The following is an 18,656-nucleotide window of genomic DNA, read 5'->3' as shown; positions in this document are numbered from 1 at the left end:
TAGTAATGAAAAGATATTTGATCACAGCATGTTTGCTACTATACGTCGCATTGGCTGCAGCGCAAAATAAATCACCACAGTCTTATAAAGTATTTTACAAAGATGGTATGAAAAAGATGGATGGAGATTATACTGTGTACCAGAAAGATAACCATTATTATCTCGAAATACCTGACGATGCATTGGGAAAAGATGTATTGGTAATGGGGTATATCAAGAGAGGATACTCTGCTGCAGTGTCAAAATCCTCCGGTATTATCAGGTTTAGTAAAGGCATTAACAATTCGCTGAATGTAGTTCGCATCCGCTTCAGTGAAGGGGCCAGTGGAGATATTAACGGTGATATGGAACAAGTGCTGAAAGCCTCCGGTTTGCAGCCTGTTAATTATGGCTATCCCGTGGTTGCTACCGGGAAGAAAGAACATAGTTATATCATCGATATTTCGCGCCAGCTATTGGAAGGTGGCGACTGGTTCCCTTTCCCGGATATTACATTCCTGAGCCATCCTGATCCGGAAAGGTCAGTAGTAGAAGATATTCAGACAAACGAAAAATCTGTGAGGTTTACTGTAGAGCGTTCGCAGACTGATTACAACAAAGACTTTCTGACTGGCAGGGATATGGACCTGGCCAATACTTACGAAGTAGAACTTTTGTTACAGCAGCTGCCTGATGAGAAGATGCCACGCAAACTGGCAGAAAAAGAATCGCCTTTCGAAACATTTACATTCATGGACTATGGCCGGGCGGCATATACTGCCCGGAAAACTTCTTTTATTCATAAATGGAATATCAATAATAAAATTGGCGTAGCGCTGGACCCCAATATCCCAGGTTTCTTCAGGAAATATATTGAGAAGGGCGTGCTGGCATGGAACGAAGCATTTGGTAGCGAAGTACTGAAAATTGTAAAGGACCAGGCGCTAAGCCCGGGCCGTATACTGATTAATTGGGGTAATACAAATACAACGCCTAAAATTGCAACGGTAGAACATCCTGAAACAGGTGAGATCCTGACCGCCAGGATCAATGTGACCGAAGCGGTAACCAGTCAGCTGATGCTTCGGTACCTGGTGCAATGTGGAATGATCGATAACAGGATTGTAAAGGATATCAGGAATGCAGCAGTGCAGGGAGAGATTATGCAATGGCTCATCACAAAAGCTGTAGGGGAGGCTTTAGGCCTCCGTGCGAACCTGAGTGGAAGTTATGCTTATACCACCACCCAGCTGCGTAACCCCGCCTGGATGAAAACGCATCGCTTTTCCGCCTCCATTATGGATGACCTCGAATTTAATTATGTAGTACAACCGGAAGATGGGATACCAGCGGCAGCATTAATGCCCGGTATAGGTGAAGCCGATATCGCTGCTATCAGGTGGGCATATGGAAACGGCCCGATGCCTGTTTTCCTGCCTGAGGACTCTTTAAGCCCCATTACACAACACTACGACCTGGCATCTGATAAAATCATGGCTGCTACACTGGCCATAAAAAACCTGCAACGCATTTTCCCGCTGCTTGACACCATCAGTACCCAGCTCGATGGCACAGAAGATCTTTTTTATAGCAATGGATCACTGTACGGAGCAGCATTAGTCAGCTATGAAAAATACTGTATGGATGTAGCCGCATTAATTGGTGGTGCATCCCGGAAGCCTGCAGGTATTGGAGTCGAAAAAATTAAAACCGATGCTGCTACTGAAAAACAGGCATTGGCATTCCTGCAGCAATATGCGTTCTCCGGCCCGGCCGACTGGATAAAGGTAAACGGTACTCCACAGGGCCGTATTGTGAGAGTACAGGAGGCATTTATCCATATGCAGATGAATATCCTCAAATCATTGATCGACATCCGAAAACTGGATGAGGTGGCAGATGTCAACGAGCTATTTGGTTTTATTGACAGGAATGTATTCCACGATTTCAATAAAGATAAAGTACTGACTACACAGGACCGCAACCTGCAGCTGACATTTGTATACAACCTCTCACAGGCTGCTTACAAAGCGAATATCAGTGGCGGCCTGAATGATGCAAATACGTTGCTGCATTTTTACTTTATTGAAACAATGAAAAAAATAGACGAGCTGGCGAATACCCATCCGGATATGTTATCGAGAGAAAACTTCCGACTGATGAAAATGAAGGCAGCAAGAGAATTTTTTACTAAGATAAAAGCCTGATGATGAAACAACTTATTTATTTCATACTATTCATACACGCTTTCTTCCCACTTACGGCGCAGAACCGGGAAATAGCCTTCGAACATGATGCATTGTCAACCCTGCTCGAAAGAGCAGGCAGGGAGCATAAACTGGTATTCGTAGATTGTTACACCACCTGGTGTGGTCCGTGTAAGGCAATGGCTGCAACTGTTTTTAAACAGGATACCGTAGCTGATTTCTTCAACAGCCAGTTAATTTCCTTAAAAATAGATATGGAAAAAGGCGAAGGGCCGGATATGGCAAAGAAATACAGGATATTAGCATATCCTTCTTACCTGCTGCTAAATGAAAAAGGTGAAATGGTGTACAAATTCATCGGCGCAATGCCTGCGAAGGAGTTTTTGAAGCGGGTATCGGAAGGTATGGATCCCGGAAACAGGATCGCATCGGTTTTCCGCAGGTATGAAGCCGGTGACCGTAGTCCCGGATTAATGAGGGAATACATCGTATTGTCTCTCGCTAATAGGGAAGTAAAACAGGGGAACCTGCTCAATGAAGAATATATGCGGTCATTGACAGCGAAAGAGAAACTGTTGCCGGAAAACTGGTTCCTCTTTGGTGAGAATAAATATGCACGTGACCTGTCAGATATGCACAGCCCGAATTTTAATTACCTGGTTGAACACTGGAAAGAATTTGCAGCAGCAAAGGGGCTCGATTCCGTCAATAGCAAAATATCGGCGGTTTTTTTCAATCTGACAAGCTATTGTCTCCGGGGATATTATCAGAAAAATATTGGGTATAAAAAGGATGACTTTGGTATTTATCGAAAGCAGATTAAAAATACCCGTGTACCCGATAAAAAAGATCTGCTGGTAATGATGGATATGGCGGAAGCGGCCTGTCTACGCGATACCATGCGTGTTACCAACCTGCTGGCCGACCACATTACCAGCTTCAGTAGTCCGAACATCAATATTGTATTTGACTACCTGTCACTCGTCCCTTCTTTTAAAAGAAAAGCATTTCCCCGCTGGGAAGAAATTATGAAAGATGCCGCTACTTATTCTAAAAATACTTTCCTGGTAAACCATGTTAAAACCTATTTTTAAATACTGCTGGCTACTATTACTAACCTACAGTCTGCATGCGCAGGATACTGCGGTGACGCCGGAAAGTAATACCAAAGATGCCTACTACGATGCACCCAACCTGGCCAGGCAGATAGGTACAATGACCGTTGTACCTTTCTTTGTAAATGATGCTGATCAATGTTGGTTTGGTGCTGATAAAAACTATTACCTGGTAGATTTTAAAACAGGAAAACGTCTTTGTATCTCTGATAAACAATACATAGGCGGGCTACTCGGCAAAGTGTTGCAACAGCCGGTGGACACGGCTGCTATCAGGGTAGATATGCCCGGTAAGGAGAACATGGGTGTCCATTACAAAAACGCTTATTTTGCATATAGTTTGGCGACCGGCAAACTAGCTCCTGCGAAGCAATCCGATTACGCCGGACACGACTGGCGGATTGGGTTATCTCCTGATAAAAAATGGCAGCTGTTTGCGAAGAACCATAACCTGTTTCTCCGTAAAAATACTGACAGTTCCGTATTGCAGCTATCCCATGACGGGCAGGTATATCACTCCTTCAATATCAATGAGAATGACAGCGATAGTACCCGCGAATCGACAACGGATGCCGTCTGGATAAAAGGAACTTCCAGGTTCTACATAGTCCGGAAAGACCGGCGTAAGGTCGGCACTATGACAGTGCTGTATAGTTTACACACTCCCCGGCCCAGGTTGGAAACCTATAAGTATGAACTGCCTGGCGACAAAGACGTCACCCAGTATCAATTGTATCTTGGCGACGCGGAGAAAGGTACTTTAATGCCTGTGAAGACCGGAACATGGAAAGACCAGGAGGTAGAAGTTGTGTATGGTGGCAGCAAGGTATATTTTCTCTGCAAAAAGCGTACAAGGGATGAGATTAAACTTTGTTCGGTAGATTGGGAAGGGAAGATAGAGGAGCTGATCCATGAGGTAAGCCGTCCTTTCATTAATGATGACTTGTTTTCTGTAACTATCCTTAACGATGGAAATGATATTCTATGGTGGTCGGACCGCAGTGGCTGGGGACATTATTATTTGTATGATGGTGCCGGTCTGCTGAAAGGCGCCATTACACAAGGTGAATGGACAGCAGGGAAATTATTGAAAGTAGATACCGCATCACGACAGCTGTATTGCTATGGTTATGGCAGGGAGGAAGGCTTCAACCCCAATTATTCCCTGTTATATAAAGTTCACCTGGATGGAAAAGGGATCCGTTTGCTCACCCCTGAAAATGCGCACCACGAAATCTTTATGGCTCCCGGAAATAAATACTTCGTTGACAACTATTCCCGCATAGACCTGGAGCCCCGCACCACTATCCGTAGCACGACTACCAACTGGCAGCGGGAGATCTGGAAACCCGATCTTTCCCGCCTGTATAATTATGGCTGGAAAAGACCTGAAATGTTTACCCTCAAAGCCGCCGATGGCATAACAGATCTTTATGGCCTGATGTGGAAGCCTTTTGATTTTGATAGTACCAAAAAGTACCCGGTTATATCACAGGTGTATCCCGGTCCGCAAACTGAAACAGTTTGGAATACATTTACTGTACTTGACAGGTATAACAATACAGCGCTTGCCCAAACAGGATGCATTGTGGTATGTATGGGACACAGGGGCAGTTCTCCCTATCGCAATAAAGCTTATCATACTTTTGGATATGGTAATCTTCGTGATTATGCTTTGGAAGATGACAGGCATGGAATCATTGAACTGGCTGCCAGATATCATTTTATTGATACCTCCCGTGTCGGTATCTTTGGTCATTCCGGCGGTGGTATGATGGCGGTCGCTGCAATTTGTACCTACCCTGATTTCTACAAGGTGGCAGTTGCTTCTTCCGGCAATCATGATAACAACATATATAACCGTACCTGGGGCGAAACTTTCCAGGGAATTGATTCCGGTTTTACTTTCAATGTAGCGGTGAACCAGCAGCTGGTGTCGAAATTGAAAGGACATTTATTATTAGTCACCGGCGAGGTGGATACAAACGTACATCCTGCAGCTACATATAGGATCGTAAATGCATTGATACTGGCAGGAAAAGATTTTGACATGTTGGTTTTGCCGGGCCAGAGTCATACATACGAAGAGCCTTATAAATCCTATTTTCAAAAGCGATTACGAGCATACTTTAAATTCCACTTATGAAAAGAAAAGGCGAGTCTGCAACGACTCGCCTTTTTCTGAATAGCTTATTCATCCGCTTTTACAAACTTCATACTGCTCGTGGTCCCATTCGCTTTCCTGAGAATAAGCAGGTAGACACCATTGGGTAGCTGGGATATCGCCAATGTGACACTTTTTTTCGTCAGCATATCGTCTCTTTTCAGGTAAGTCCTGCCATCCAGGCGATGGATCTCCATTGTCTTCCAGTTAGATAACTGGTCAACCGTAAGCGTGGTATTCGCCGGGTTGGGATAGAGCCGCGGGCCGGTAGTGATGCCGGGATCAGGGTCGACAGCAGTAATCACATCTACCTGGAAAGTGAGTGGATTACTGGACACCTGCGTGGCCGTCAGGCAACCCGTCATACTGCTGGTGAGCAGGCAAAGGAGCTTATCTCCTGTTTTCCCCGGCATATAACTAAGTGTGCTGCCGGTGTTGACATTTGCCCAGGAATGCTTACTGGTACTATCCATCCATTGATAGGAGGGAGCCGCACCACCGTTGGTGATAGTGGCGCTCAGTGTAGTGGATATGTATTGTCTCAGGGAAGTAATACCACTGATAGCGATCGTAGGCGTATAAGAGGTATCCACCTGGAGATAATGTACTTCAGCACTGTCATTACCGGCGATACATCTGAAACGGTATCCTGAATAGCTGGTTGAAGCGTTCGTCAACGTATAGGTCGGTGAAGTAGCACCACTGATATTTGTATACCCGCTACCCCTATTCTGCTGCCATTGATAAGCCGCAGCCGTAACAGTGGTTGTAAAGCTGACGTTTGTGCCCGCACATGCAGTGACGGTGTCTATCTTCGTATACGTAATATCCAGGAGGCTCAATGAAGCAAAGGTACTTCCTGCACCGACTCTTAAATAGATATCCAGTGAATCGACACCTGAAATACCTGCATAATTAATCGCCCTGTCATAATCCGGACTTGCACCGGTACCATATCTCGTTTCCACGCTTTTAGCTGCTGACCAGTCTTCACTGGCTAACCGGCTTTCCAGTATCCTGGGAGTTGTAGCGGCATCCAGTCTTGCTCCCCATAATTTGAAATTGTAGATCCTGTTTTTAGAGAGTCCTTTTATCCCAAGTACTACACCATCGGGATTGATTGTGTTATGCAGAAACATATTATCCACCAATGCGCTGGCGGGATAATCTCCCACGCCTGCGGTAAAGCCATTATTATTAACAGCTCTTGTCGTAGCAGATGTATTGTAAGTACCATCCGGCGCACCTGATATTTTCAAAGAAACAGTCGTTATACTATCGCTGGTGGTGACCAACCGGCTAATGGTGGCACCATCTCTGAAACCTGCCGATCCACCACTACCATACCAGTTATTCCAGTAATTGCCGGAAGCATCCGGAGAAGAAGTGGGCTGGCCCATGGCAGCGCCGGTAGGTAATACGGTATACACCCCATCACCCCCCAGATCTACCAATATCCTGTTTGGATTGCGTATACTTGTACCTGCCGGTGTATTGGTCGCTGCCAGTGATACAATATTAGAATAGCCCGAATAAGTGCCGTCAGTATACTTCGTTCTAACCCTGAAATACCGGGTGGTTGTAAACGTAACTGTGTACGTCTTCTTAACCATATCTGTCACAGTGTCAAAGCTTGTCCAGGTGCTGCCATCAGCAGAGATCTCAATCAGGTAATTTATCACACCTGTAATTGGCTGGAAGTATTGATTCCATCTGGCAAAAAGGCTGTCGGCAATAAACTGGTTGCCGTTGGCATTTAAATGTACACCGTCGCCGGCGTTATAGGCTGGATTGATCTCAGCATCGGTCGTAGCCGAAGGATTAACAACCGTACTGAAACCTTCTACATACCTGGTGGGCCATGCCGCCCGGATACTATCTGCCAGCACTTTCAATTGTGTTTGCTGGGCAGCATTGAAAGTAGACCTGGGTTGTGTAGTTTCCCAGAATACAGGGATTCCGTTACTGACTGCGAGGGCATCCAGGTACCGGAAGTTGGCCATGATAGCTGCATTGGTCAGTCCATTTGCCACATCGTTGGTAGGCAGTGAAATGAAAATAAAGTCCGGGTTACAATTCAGGGCACTATCAATATTGCTACCCTTAGTACCTCCCCTGGCAGCGGGCATCAGGTTCGTACTTGAATACCCCGCCACAGCCAGGTTGATCCAGGTAGGACCAGATGTATTGTTGGTCAGCCAGGTATTGATCTTATCACCCAGGCGATCAGGATAAGATAATGCATATCCTGCCAGTGTCGAAGAGCCCAGGCCTACTACCCGTGGGTTGTTTGCCAATGTTTTATTGTTTGTATTCCAACGCAGTGTAAAGGTATTGTCACTGTTCCTGTAGACTCCTGCATGCAAAGTAGTATCGTTGGCGTTTGCTGTGAGGCTGGTCATACATAATACCAGCACAAATAAATAGTATCGCATAGAAAGGAATAAAATTAGTCTATATGGGCAATAATATTGTAGTAATAGTTGGATGTAAGATTGTTGTAATGTTTCTGTCCTCCCGCAAAAAGCTGTAAATTCAATACCAGCCAAAATCTTTGTCATGCAAGTTATCAGGAATCTTGTTCAGGTCCTTTATTTTTTTCTCCCGTTAAGTGTAGCTGCACAATCTGTACAGATCATCACGAATCATGTGGGGTACGAGTATAATCTTCCCAAACATGCTATAATTAAGGCAGACGCCAAACAGGCTATCGATAAATTTGAATTGATTGCCGCTCATACAGGTCAGACAGTCTATGAGGGTGCCGCCATATACAGTGGTCCTGTCGATCAATGGAAACATTGGGTATTCTGGACGATAGATTTTACACCTTATACCAGTTATGGCGATTATTATATCCGGCTGCTGGCAGATGGGAAAGTAATTCAATCGTATCCTTTCAGTATTAATAAGAACGTATTGGAGCAGGCGACGGTTTCAGATGTGATCTATTATTTTAAAGGACAGCGGTGTACGGGACTCTTTGATGAGGCAGATCGGCATCTGGCTGTAGACGGTAAGGTCGTAGATGCGCATGGTGGCTGGTATGATGCAACCGGCGACTATGGCAAGCATTTGTCGCACCTGTCTTTTTCTACTTATTTCAATCCGCAACAGATTTCACTCACGGCTTATAGTCTCTTCAAAACATATACATTACTACAACAGAAGCCCGGTACTGACTATCGTCAATACCTGAGAAGAATACTGGACGAAGCTACTTATGGGGCAGATTACCTCGCACGCATGCAGGCAAAGAACGGGTCTTTTTATCGTTCTGTCGCTGCGCCGGGTCCTGGCAAACTGGCTAAGGACAGGCTGATCCGCGCGGAGGATAAAGGCTACCGGATCAAGCAGTCGAAAGAGCAGTCTTATAGTGGCACTGCGATGGATGAACATAACTGGCGCAGCTACCAGTGTAGTTATCGTTCCGGAGGAGGTTTATCTATAGCCGCGTTAGCCATGGCAGCCGTGATCGATTCTAATGATCAATATTTAAAAGCGGCAGTCAATGCATTTAACTTCCTGGAAAAGGAGAATGCCCGTATGACAAACGATGGTAAGGAAAACATCGTAGATGATTATTGTGCACTCACTGCAGCAACGGAGCTATACAAAGCAACAAAGGAGGAACGCTTTCTGAAAGCTGCCGGCAAACGTGCCCTGGCGTTAATGAAGCGACTTTCTGATACCGGATATTTCATTGCGGATGATAAGGATCGTCCTTTCTTTCATCCTTCTGATGCAGGATTGCCGGTGGTGAGTTTACTTCAGTATTATCAGATAGCCGACCCGGTTATGCAGCAGAAAATACGAAGTGCAGTGAAGAAGAATATGACATATGAGTTATCCATTACGCATGCGGTGAAAAATCCATTTGGGTATAGCCGGCAATACACGCAGGACACTGCCGGCATCAGGAAGTATACCTTTTTCTTTCCACACGGTAGTGAAGCAGCTCCATGGTGGCAGGGAGAGAATGCAAGGCTGGGAGCTATGGCAACAGCGGCGCGAATGGCAGCACAATTATTCAAAACGGATCAACCATTGCATGATAGTCTGGCATCATTTGCACTGGATCAGCTGAACTGGATACTGGGACTGAATCCATTTGATGCCTGTATGTTGCAGGGTACGGGACACAACAATCCCGCATATGGTTTCTTTGGTACGTTTGAATATACAAATGCGCCCGGTGGCATAGTAAATGGAATTACATCAGGATTGGAAAACGAGGCGGATATAGACTTCAATTTATCGTACGCAGTTACAGGAAAAGATTATGACTGGAGATGGGCGGAACAATGGTTGCCGCATGCAGCGTGGTATTTATATGCGATTGCGGTAAAGGAATAATAAAAAAATCCCGCCTTGTGGTAAGGCGGGATAGCTATTTTAAGCAGAAACTGATTCTTCTTTTTCTTTTGCAATCTTCACTTTCTCTTTTCTCATCACCCTTGAGTACAGGGATAATTTTGGATTCCAGATAAACAGCCAGATGAGCTTAGACCATGACTGATGTGACAGTAAAGAGTCGTAATAAGCAGGCGCTTTTTCTTTGATCTGTGGCAGTTTATTCCATGGAATGGAAGGAAAGTCGTGGTGTTCGTTATGGAAGCCCACATTGAATGCCACTTTATTCAAGGGACCATAGTAGCTGTAAGTTTCCTGAACGGGATCCAGCGTCAGGTAGTGTTCCTGTATCCAGCGGGCGCCCAGTGGGTGTAAACCTACAGAGAAGAAGAAGCTGGCCAGCATGAACACGAATGCTTTCGGACCGATGAGCATGATGATGGCGACATCGAAAGTCAGCTGAATGATCCAGTTCAAAACTACATAACGGTCGAACAGTTCGATGTTCAGACGGGCAGTACGGGTCACCTGGAATACTGGGAAGAACAGGAACCACATTGCTTTGTAGAGTGGATTGTTGCTAACCAGTTTAGCTTCCCAGAAGTCAGGCAGATCTGCATCCAGATCATGTTCACCCTGGTAAGCGTGATGCTTGAGATGATATTTCTGGAAAGATGCGGAGCTGGCAAAGATATGCGGCAGGTTGGCAATCATACCCGCCAGCATGTTGGGCAATTTACCTTTGAAGATAAGGCCGTGGCTGGATTCGTGGATCATTACCCACAGGGCATGGCTGATGAATGCACCTACCAGATAGGCAGCGCCAAAAACCAACCACCATGAGTGGTCATTGACCCAGTATGAGAGGGCAACCTGTGCGCCGACAAGTCCAAGAATGAGGAATATGGTGTATGGGTTTTTTCCTACGAGTTCCCTCATCTCCGGGTGTTCTTTAAGGATTTGTCTAACTCTCACATGGTGCGGATTCGGATCCGTACTCCAGGTAAAATCGGTAGGCTTGTTAGTCATGCGTTGTTTATGGATTTTTTGAATTTGTTTTAATGTTGTAGGTAATTCCGCCAGCTAATTCGCACTATAGGTCTCACATGATAGCTGCTTTGGCAAAGAAATACTTCATCGGGCAAAATATAAAAAATAATCTATATACTATTGATCTTAGTTCGCCGAAGGCCAAAATAATTGATTCTTTTTATTTTACAAGCAGACTCACACGAAAAATATGCATAGAAGACCGCTTGTTGACCTATTTTAACATTTCTCTGGAACGAATAGCCGGGTTTGCCTGCGGCTGTAAAATTTGAAATGGATAATTACTGATTTGGTGTCTTCCCAAAAATGGTTAGATTTGCATGCTTCCCATTTAATTCAACATACTACTCCCATTAATTAATTTATTGTAAAACAGCTATTTGTACCCTATTGCCGGGCACATGTGCAATTGTCATACGGCATTGTCATGCGAGCAGGCACAGGCGAAGTATGTGTAAAAATTTTTAATTAATTGATCAATTATATGGATAAGCTAAAACTGAAATTACAGGAGTACTATCAGCGTTGTCAGCAACCAGATTTGCGGACGAAGGCCGGCAGGGAGGAGGCCGGTGGTGCAGTTGTGCTGGAGATGGAAAATGATATTCTGCTACAGTTCGGCTTGCCCACATCCAAGCGTTTTGTGCAGATCTTACACGACTTTGCCAGTCACCGTCAGCTGAGTGATCAGCTGCTGGACTATGTAAGTAAGAAGCTGAGAGCGGCAGCCCGCAAATACCTGCTGGCCCCGGTGGTATCTGACATTGACCAGTTGCTGCAGGCCGCCGAACAAAAGCGTAGCCCGTATGACCTGCTGCCGGAACTGGGATACCCGGTCAACGATTTTTCGATCTTCCTGATCTCGGAAATATTATACCGACGCAATATGCCAGCTGAAGAAGTGCTGGAAGAACTGAAAAAAGCGCAGCACGGTGATGTATGGGACGACCTGCTGTCACTGGGCAATGTAGCGAACTATATGCAGCACGAACTGTACAATCGCCTCCGCATGCAGGACCTCCGCATGATGGATGATTACCTCCAGTCCGTTCGCCGGCAGCAAAAGGAAAAAGTGGCCAAGAAGGAAACGCCTGATGCCGAAGCATACACACCTAACTATCGCATGGTTAGCAAAATACTGGTGGAAGATATCGTGTTTGATGAACATGCTAATCCCAGCCTGATTGGTAAACTCAAAGCAGGCAGCCGCCTTAGCAAGATCACCATCAGTATGGAAATGTCTGCCCTGCACCAGGTCCTGGTGAGCGCAGGTGAAAAAGGTGCCCTCATCAGCAGCCAGCTGAAAAAGCAAAAGAAACACCCGCCGGTAATTGATATCCGCACAGAACTGGGGGATGTACTCACTTTAGATAATTGCTATCTGGAAGTGTATAAACCCCAGCACAAGCGTGGACAGCAATGGGTAGAAGCCAGAGAACCGTTCTTCTACTTACATAAAATCCTCTCTAAAAAAGAGTTTGAAAAAAAGAGTAAGGCCGAAGATGTAAAACAAAAGATCCAGGAATGCCTGAACCTGATCGGCGGGTCTTACGGTTACTACCAGCGGATGCGTAAACTCGGTATCACTGATGAAGAAGCGAAACTGAGAGCAGGACTACAGGATGAATTGTTGTTTAAACTCAGCACTTTCCTGCATAAGTTAAAGGACTAACCTTCACACCATACAAATCAAAAAGGGGCTACCATTCGGCAGCCCCTTTTTTTAGTTGGTTTTTGATACCTGTAATTGTAGATACCTTGAGTTTTCCCCCTTATAGCAAATAAGTTATTTCAAATGACAATCTTAACCTAACCCTCAACCCCCAGATCCAGATACCCTGCGCAGGATATCTGGAACCCGGAAGTAAAGGACAACGTGCTTTTGCTTTTATCTATACAAACATAGCGCTTAAACTTATGGAACTTGGTTAATACCCCGTTAAGTCCTTAGTTAATTACATGTTAAACGGATCGATTTGATACTATATCGTTTAATGTGATCAGTTAGTACTCATCTCCGGATAAAATTTTTTTCATCCTGTCGCCTACAAACGGCTGCCAGCAAATAGTATTGACTATTTAATCCCTCACCACATTATTTCATGTAGTCTTCTTCCAGTAAATACCGGTAAGGAGCATATGCATGGTGTACAAAAACATTTTTGCCATCAAAAGGGAACTTCCTGTCGTAATCTGCCGTAGGTGCCAGTATAACGGGTACGCCTGCGGGCGTATAATTATGGCTTTGCACTAACGGGGACAGTTTATATTCAGGCAGTGTTTTTTTTACAAAACTATACAGCTGTTTACCCAGTACCCTTTGCATACGGCGGCTTGCTCTCTTACTACTGTTGTCCAGCCGGCCGTACATATAGTTCACGACTATTCTTACAGGCAGCGACTGTTTACGCAGCGACTTTTTTATGTACATAAATGGGTTCGGGTTGCTGAAATCGCGGGTGGTCTGTAACGAAAATGGTGATTCCGGTACCCAGTCGCGTGTACTCACTATTCTGAATCCCCAGCCATTGCGGGTCACGAAATCATAATCGTAAGCGTAGTTCAGATTCCCCGGTTTGGGGGCGGCACTGCTATAAGTTTTGATGGTGAGGTCTTTGGGGAATGAGGGATCATCTATATATTCCAGGTAGGAGCGCAGCAGGAAGCTAATGGCTGCTCCCTGACTGTGACCGGTAATGATAAATTCACGTATGCCCTGCTGGTAGCGCTCCTTGATCTTTGCGACGATGTCGCCGGCCATTGAGGCTACTGCCAGCGTCCAGCCTGCATGTACATATGCATTGCTGTCCCTGGAAAAGCGGTAGCTAAAGTTTGTGCTGTCATTCAGCCGGAACTGGCCAATGGCAGGAATCATACCGGCATGAAAGTTTTCCAGCCAGGATTCTTTATTACCCACTGTTCCCCGGATGCAGATCACCGCCACCTTGTCGTGGTAGGTCCAGAGGTCCCAGCGGTTATGCAATCCCGTTTCTTTGGAGCGGTAAATGAGTTTGGAATTTTCCGGCGGTGGTACCTTGTTGGTCCACGGGGTATCTGCTGTGAGGAAGCAGATGGCCAGCATGTCTGCATATTCTTTGGGGTCAAATCCCGGTTTGAGGTACTGTCCGTAACTGGTATTCCAATAAAGGCCCAGTATGGGCAGCAACAATAAAAGTCCCTTTCTGATCATCAGGTAATAATTAGCTGTTTACGAGATATCCTATGCAGGAATAGTGCCGGTCAGAGTAATTTCGCAGCAGCGTCTTCCCAGTTTAATATACGATCGTATCCCTCGATATGGATATTGTGAGGGCCGGTAAACAGGAGGGGTTTGCCTTTGAAGAACTGGAAGTTCCTGATAAGGTCATCGATCATATAATCTGTCTGCACCAGGCTTTTATCACCGCAAAGGCAGTACTGCCGCCAGGTAAGAAAGGGGAAGTGCTCCTGTAGCCAGCTGACTTTATCCATCAGGGAATTGGGGAATTCCATGGCAGCAGAAACAATATATACTTTGTATTTCTCATTGAGTGCAGCGATCACCCTTTGCGCATCGGGGTACACGGGCAGGTCGCGAAAGAACCCAGGGGTATTGAGATATTGATGAATAATCCCTTTATGTTCAGGAGGAACGGCTTCGGAGAGTGATTTGCCCCTGAGCTGGTCTTCTGTAAAGAGGGTACCATAATCCCGGTAATACCAGGACCGGGCCTTGGTGATGGGATCTGCGATGGTTTCATCCATATCTATGGCGATAGATGGCATGTATTGCATTCTGGAGAGTTTACGAAACGATAGATGAATAAATATAAATAAAAAACGCTTCGACCGCAGGCCGAAGCGTTTTTTATTTAACATGTATGATTAATAAAGCTGTTCAACACGACCCAGGCTGCCATCTTCCGCCATACCTTCTACCACTACCCTGAACCTTCTTGTAAAGTCGTTATTATAAAAAGAAATGCGTGCTGTATGTGTCAGCGTGTCTGCAATCAGGTTCGGATTCCAGTACAGTGTAAGACGTTTATCCTGCAAAATGTGGATCTCCTTACGTACTGTATAATCCGGTGCATAGAATTCTTTTACGATATCATAACCCGCTTTGCGGTATTTGTCAAATCCACGTGTATCTACATCCGCTTTGCTATCACCGCCACGTCTCAGGTATACTGCGATTGCACCGCCACTACCACCAAAACCACCGGCAAAGGTAGGACGTAATACCTTGATGTACGCAACATCCTGGATGTTGATATTATTCAGCATCGGTACGCTGGTTGGCATCTCATTCAGGAACAGCACCGGAGAACCACCCCGCCACTGCATAGCAGGCGTAGTAGGATCGGTTGTATTGATGATCAGACCGGGTACTTTAGACTGCAGGTATTGGAAAATGCTGATGGCACCATTATCCGATTTTGTCAGGTCAAATGAATAACCATCTCCTGAGCTGAACATACCCGTGGTATAACGGGATTCAATTACTTCAGTTCTGGTCAGACGTTTATCCTTTACGTTGTACTCCTGCAGGAAGATCTGTTTCTGCTGGATGGATTTTGATACGGCATTGTTCTCATTTACCGTATTCAGGAAGCTGTTCAGCACTGTATTTTCAATTGGCTGTGGCTCTCTGAAAGGATAAGGCATCGTAGCCGTCGTCTGTGTCTCAAAGAAGTGAGGCTCAAACTTTACGTTGACGTCTTTCCAGGCTTTATTCATATCGTTTGCACGATAAAATACGTTGATGGTATCAACGAACTGCAGGCGGTCTACTGCAAATTCACCCTTGTCGTTCGTAGTAACAGAAGAGAAAGCGGTAGAAGTATCAACCGGCTGTTTCAGGATGAAATCCACCTTACCGTTTGCGAGTGGTGCAGTACCCTTGTTGATAGTAGCAACACCTTTCAGCAGCAGCCCCTGTTCATAAGGATACCTGATCTCTGGCAGGTAATTGTGGAGGATCTTTTCCCAGCTGAACCTTCTCCAGCCATTCGTCATCATGATCAGGTCAAGTCCCTGCAGGGTGGCAGGATCCATATCTTTGAAATACTGAGCAGGATTTGCGATATAACCTTTCAGATCAGAAGTCATCAGCAGGTTAGAGAGAATGTTATTCTGATCATCGGACAATACTACGTTGTCAGCATCCGTGATAGCTACAGACAAGCTGGTGAGCAGGGTATCAGGTACTTTTACCTCGATCACATTTTTCTGCCTCGGCTGATTGTTGATCTTCAGACCCTGTAAAGTCAGTTGCAGCTGATCAGGCTTGCGGATAAATGCCAGGCGTTCTGCCAATGGCATACCATCAGCATTGAAGATCGTGAACTGTACAATACCTGAAGGCAGTTTAGCCGTTGGAATGAATCCACTTAACTGACCTTCTGCTGCATTCAGCTTTGCTTTGTAGATAACGTGCTGCTGCATGGATGCTACAATCAGCATATTGTTATAGACAGGATTATCTTTAGTAGCAGGCAATGTCTGGTAGAAAATGCGCGTGCCCTTGTTGAATATTTTAAGTCCCACACCCGCTGTCTTCAATACTGGCAGCAGTACAGTTTTTTGTTGTCCTTTACTTGTCTGAACGATAGCTTTATAAGTTTCCCCTGCTACAGGAGTCAGGTCAAACATACCCATACCGTCGCGGGTAGTTTTGATTAATGCAACTGTTTCCCCTTTCAGGTTCTGCACAATTCCATTCACTTCGATAGGGTAACCTAACTGGTCAATCGCTTTGAAAGCAACACGACCGCCCACACCTGCGATCATATTACCCCCTTCAGGGAAGAATTGACAAGCGAAGTCATTGCCAGCAGGTTTAGATGGCAATTGGCCCGGGTGAGCCGAATCAAAGATCTCAATATCCTTGTAGAATAGGTATTCGGCATCAAAGTTCAGCATCCAGGCAGTATATGCACGGATCTGGTACTGGCCGGCTGGCATTGTTTCCGGAACTACAAACGCACCGGAACCAGTAGCACCACCTATGGAAATAAGTTTCTTTTGAACGATATTCCCACCTTTGTCAATCAATTCTACATACAGGTTCGTTGCGGACAGGGAAGGTTGGCCTTGCAGCAATACGTACGCTTTGAACCAGATAGTTTCACCCGCACCATAGTAGTCTTTGTCTACCTGCAGATAAACCTTCTCCTGGGGAAAACGTTTGCTGTACTGTTCCAGGGCTTGCGTAATTTTATCCTGCCATTCATCGGCGGGATAAAATGCAAGGGCTGCTGTGATTCCCATCAGACATAATGGGAGCAACCACTTTAAGCGATTTTTTTTAGATTTCACAGATTGCATGTGGAAACTTATTTGCGACAATATAGTATACAAAAATATAATATGCAAAATAGTATGAAAAAATAATATATACAAAAAATCCAACTAGTGTTTTATAAACTAAATTGTTATAAACTTTCTTAGGATATTGCAGGCGGAAAAAGGTTAAGAAAATATCAGTTTAACGATCAGGTGTAATTAAATGAAAGACAATAGATTAGTAGTTATAGGGGGTGGGGCAGCCGGTTTCTTCTGTGCAGTGAATGCCGCAAGAATGGCAAATTCATTGGAAGTCATCTTGTTAGAGAAAAGTAGTAAACTGCTTTCAAAGGTGAAAGTTTCTGGTGGCGGAAGGTGCAATGTAACCCACAACGCCCCCGATATATTATATATGTCAAAGCGTTATCCAAGGGGGCAGCATTTCGTAAAGAAGTCTTTTGGCCATTTTTTCGTGCCTGACACTATTCAGTGGTTCCAGGAGAGGGGAGTCGCATTAAAAGCCGAACCTGATGGTCGTATGTTTCCCGTCACCGACAGCTCGCAGACGATTATTGATTGTTTACTCAGGGAGGCAGATAAATATCGCGTTCAGATCAGCACCAACAAGGCCGTAACCGGGTTGGAAAAAACAGCTGATGGATGGAAAGTATTGCTGGAAAACGAAGCTCCTATTGAAACGAAGTTCGTTTTTGTCGCTGCCGGTGGTTATCCGCAGGTAGATAAATTCAATTGGTTGCAGGCCACCGGCCACGGGATCGTACCACCCCTGCCTTCCCTTTTTACATTCAATATGCCGGGCAATCCTATCATTTCCCTTATGGGCGTTAGTGCGATTGCCGCAGTGAAGATTGCCGGGACCAAACTACAGGAACAGGGACCAGTGCTCATTACGCACTGGGGATTAAGTGGACCCGCTATTTTGCGGACGTCCGCCTGGGGAGCACGGGAGCTGGCAGCGCTACAATACCAGTTTACCGCCATTGTCAACTGGCTGCCGGATCAAAATGAAAACAGTCTGCGCGAAGACCTGCAGGCACGCCGCTTTGAACTGGGAGGACAAAAAATCTACAACAAAAATCCTTTTGGCCTTCCCCAGCGCCTGTGGCAATTTATGCTCGGGCAATCTGGTATCGGGGAAGATGCACGTTGGGCAGATGTCCCTTCCAAAGAGCAAAATAAACTCATCAAACAACTGGTAGCCATGGAATGCCCGGTGAAAGGCAAGACCACTTTCAAAGAAGAATTCGTGACCTGTGGTGGTATCAAACTAACGGAGATCGATCCCAATACCATGGAAAGTAAATTATGTCCGCACCTGTATTTTGGCGGTGAAGTAATGGACGTGGATGGTATCACAGGTGGGTTCAATTTCCAGCATGCCTGGAGCAGTGGTTACGTCGCAGCACAGGCTATCGCACATAAATTGGGCTGACTGGACAGTCAGCCCCCTGAAAACACTAAACTAAATTAATCATCAAATCTTATACGTGCACATGATCA

The 18,656-nt window shown here is 45.4% G+C and carries 11 protein-coding genes; 6 read left to right on the top strand and 5 right to left on the bottom strand.

All coding sequences use genetic code 11. The features are described 5' to 3' along the window. Positions 1 to 5 precede the first annotated feature (5 nt). The 3 genes from ABDW33_RS25085 to ABDW33_RS25075 are packed head-to-tail and all read left to right on the top strand — an operon-like array spanning position 6 to position 5,447. Positions 6 to 2,186, top strand: a complete 2,181-nt coding sequence (locus tag ABDW33_RS25085; RefSeq protein ID WP_343692852.1) for a zinc-dependent metalloprotease — start codon at positions 6 to 8, stop codon at positions 2,184 to 2,186. Next, on the top strand, positions 2,186 to 3,280 hold the full coding sequence (locus tag ABDW33_RS25080; protein WP_343692851.1) for a thioredoxin family protein: 1,095 nt from the start codon (positions 2,186 to 2,188) through the stop codon (positions 3,278 to 3,280). The genes ABDW33_RS25085 and ABDW33_RS25080 overlap by 1 nt, the downstream gene beginning before the upstream one ends. Beyond that, positions 3,261 to 5,447 (top strand): DPP IV N-terminal domain-containing protein, encoded by a 2,187-nt coding sequence (locus ABDW33_RS25075; protein WP_343692850.1) that lies wholly within the window; start codon positions 3,261 to 3,263, stop codon positions 5,445 to 5,447. Before ABDW33_RS25080 ends, ABDW33_RS25075 begins: the two co-directional genes overlap by 20 nt. A 44-nt stretch (positions 5,448 to 5,491) precedes the next feature. Here the strand turns inward: ABDW33_RS25075 and ABDW33_RS25070 are convergent, their stop codons facing one another. After that, a complete protein-coding gene (locus tag ABDW33_RS25070; protein WP_343692849.1) occupies positions 5,492 to 7,900 on the bottom strand; it encodes a GDSL-type esterase/lipase family protein in 2,409 nt (802 codons plus the stop codon). A 124-nt stretch (positions 7,901 to 8,024) separates the two neighbouring features. Between ABDW33_RS25070 and ABDW33_RS25065 the strand changes: the two genes are divergently transcribed. After that, on the top strand, positions 8,025 to 9,821 hold the full coding sequence (locus ABDW33_RS25065) for a glycoside hydrolase family 9 protein (RefSeq protein ID WP_343692848.1): 1,797 nt from the start codon (positions 8,025 to 8,027) through the stop codon (positions 9,819 to 9,821). A 39-nt stretch (positions 9,822 to 9,860) separates the two neighbouring features. Here ABDW33_RS25065 and ABDW33_RS25060 read toward each other — a convergent pair whose 3' ends face one another. After that, positions 9,861 to 10,847 carry a fatty acid desaturase gene (locus ABDW33_RS25060; RefSeq protein ID WP_343692847.1) on the bottom strand — a complete coding sequence of 329 codons (987 nt, stop codon included), beginning with the start codon at positions 10,845 to 10,847 and terminating at the stop codon, positions 9,861 to 9,863. Between the two features lie 505 nt (positions 10,848 to 11,352). Here ABDW33_RS25060 and ABDW33_RS25055 point away from each other — a divergent pair. Then, a complete protein-coding gene (locus ABDW33_RS25055) occupies positions 11,353 to 12,540 on the top strand; it encodes a hypothetical protein (protein ID WP_343692846.1) in 1,188 nt (395 codons plus the stop codon). Positions 12,541 to 12,963: 423 nt separating this feature from the next. Here the strand turns inward: ABDW33_RS25055 and ABDW33_RS25050 are convergent, their stop codons facing one another. The 3 genes from ABDW33_RS25050 to ABDW33_RS25040 all read right to left on the bottom strand — a co-directional run bounded on the left by ABDW33_RS25050 (position 12,964) and on the right by ABDW33_RS25040 (position 17,120). Next, the gene (locus ABDW33_RS25050) at positions 12,964 to 14,058 is read right to left on the bottom strand and encodes a lipase family protein (protein ID WP_343692845.1); all 1,095 of its coding nucleotides are present in this window, start codon (positions 14,056 to 14,058) and stop codon (positions 12,964 to 12,966) included. A gap of 50 nt (positions 14,059 to 14,108) precedes the next feature. Continuing rightward, positions 14,109 to 14,642 (bottom strand): 5'(3')-deoxyribonucleotidase, encoded by a 534-nt coding sequence (locus ABDW33_RS25045; RefSeq protein WP_343692844.1) that lies wholly within the window; start codon positions 14,640 to 14,642, stop codon positions 14,109 to 14,111. Between the two features lie 90 nt (positions 14,643 to 14,732). Continuing rightward, entirely contained in the window at positions 14,733 to 17,120 is a 2,388-nt protein-coding gene (locus tag ABDW33_RS25040) for a hypothetical protein (protein WP_343692843.1), read from the bottom strand. A gap of 238 nt (positions 17,121 to 17,358) precedes the next feature. On the opposite strand from ABDW33_RS25040, the gene ABDW33_RS25035 reads away from it, so the two are divergent. After that, positions 17,359 to 18,588: an NAD(P)/FAD-dependent oxidoreductase gene (locus ABDW33_RS25035; protein WP_343692842.1), complete on the top strand. Its 1,230-nt coding sequence runs from the start codon at positions 17,359 to 17,361 to the stop codon at positions 18,586 to 18,588. The last annotated feature ends 68 nt before the right edge of the window (positions 18,589 to 18,656 follow it).

The organism is Chitinophaga sp. (assembly GCF_039596155.1).
Lineage (GTDB): Bacteria > Bacteroidota > Bacteroidia > Chitinophagales > Chitinophagaceae > Chitinophaga.
The sequence above is the reverse complement of the archived record's forward strand: the minus strand, read 5'-3'. Positions and strand labels throughout refer to the sequence as shown.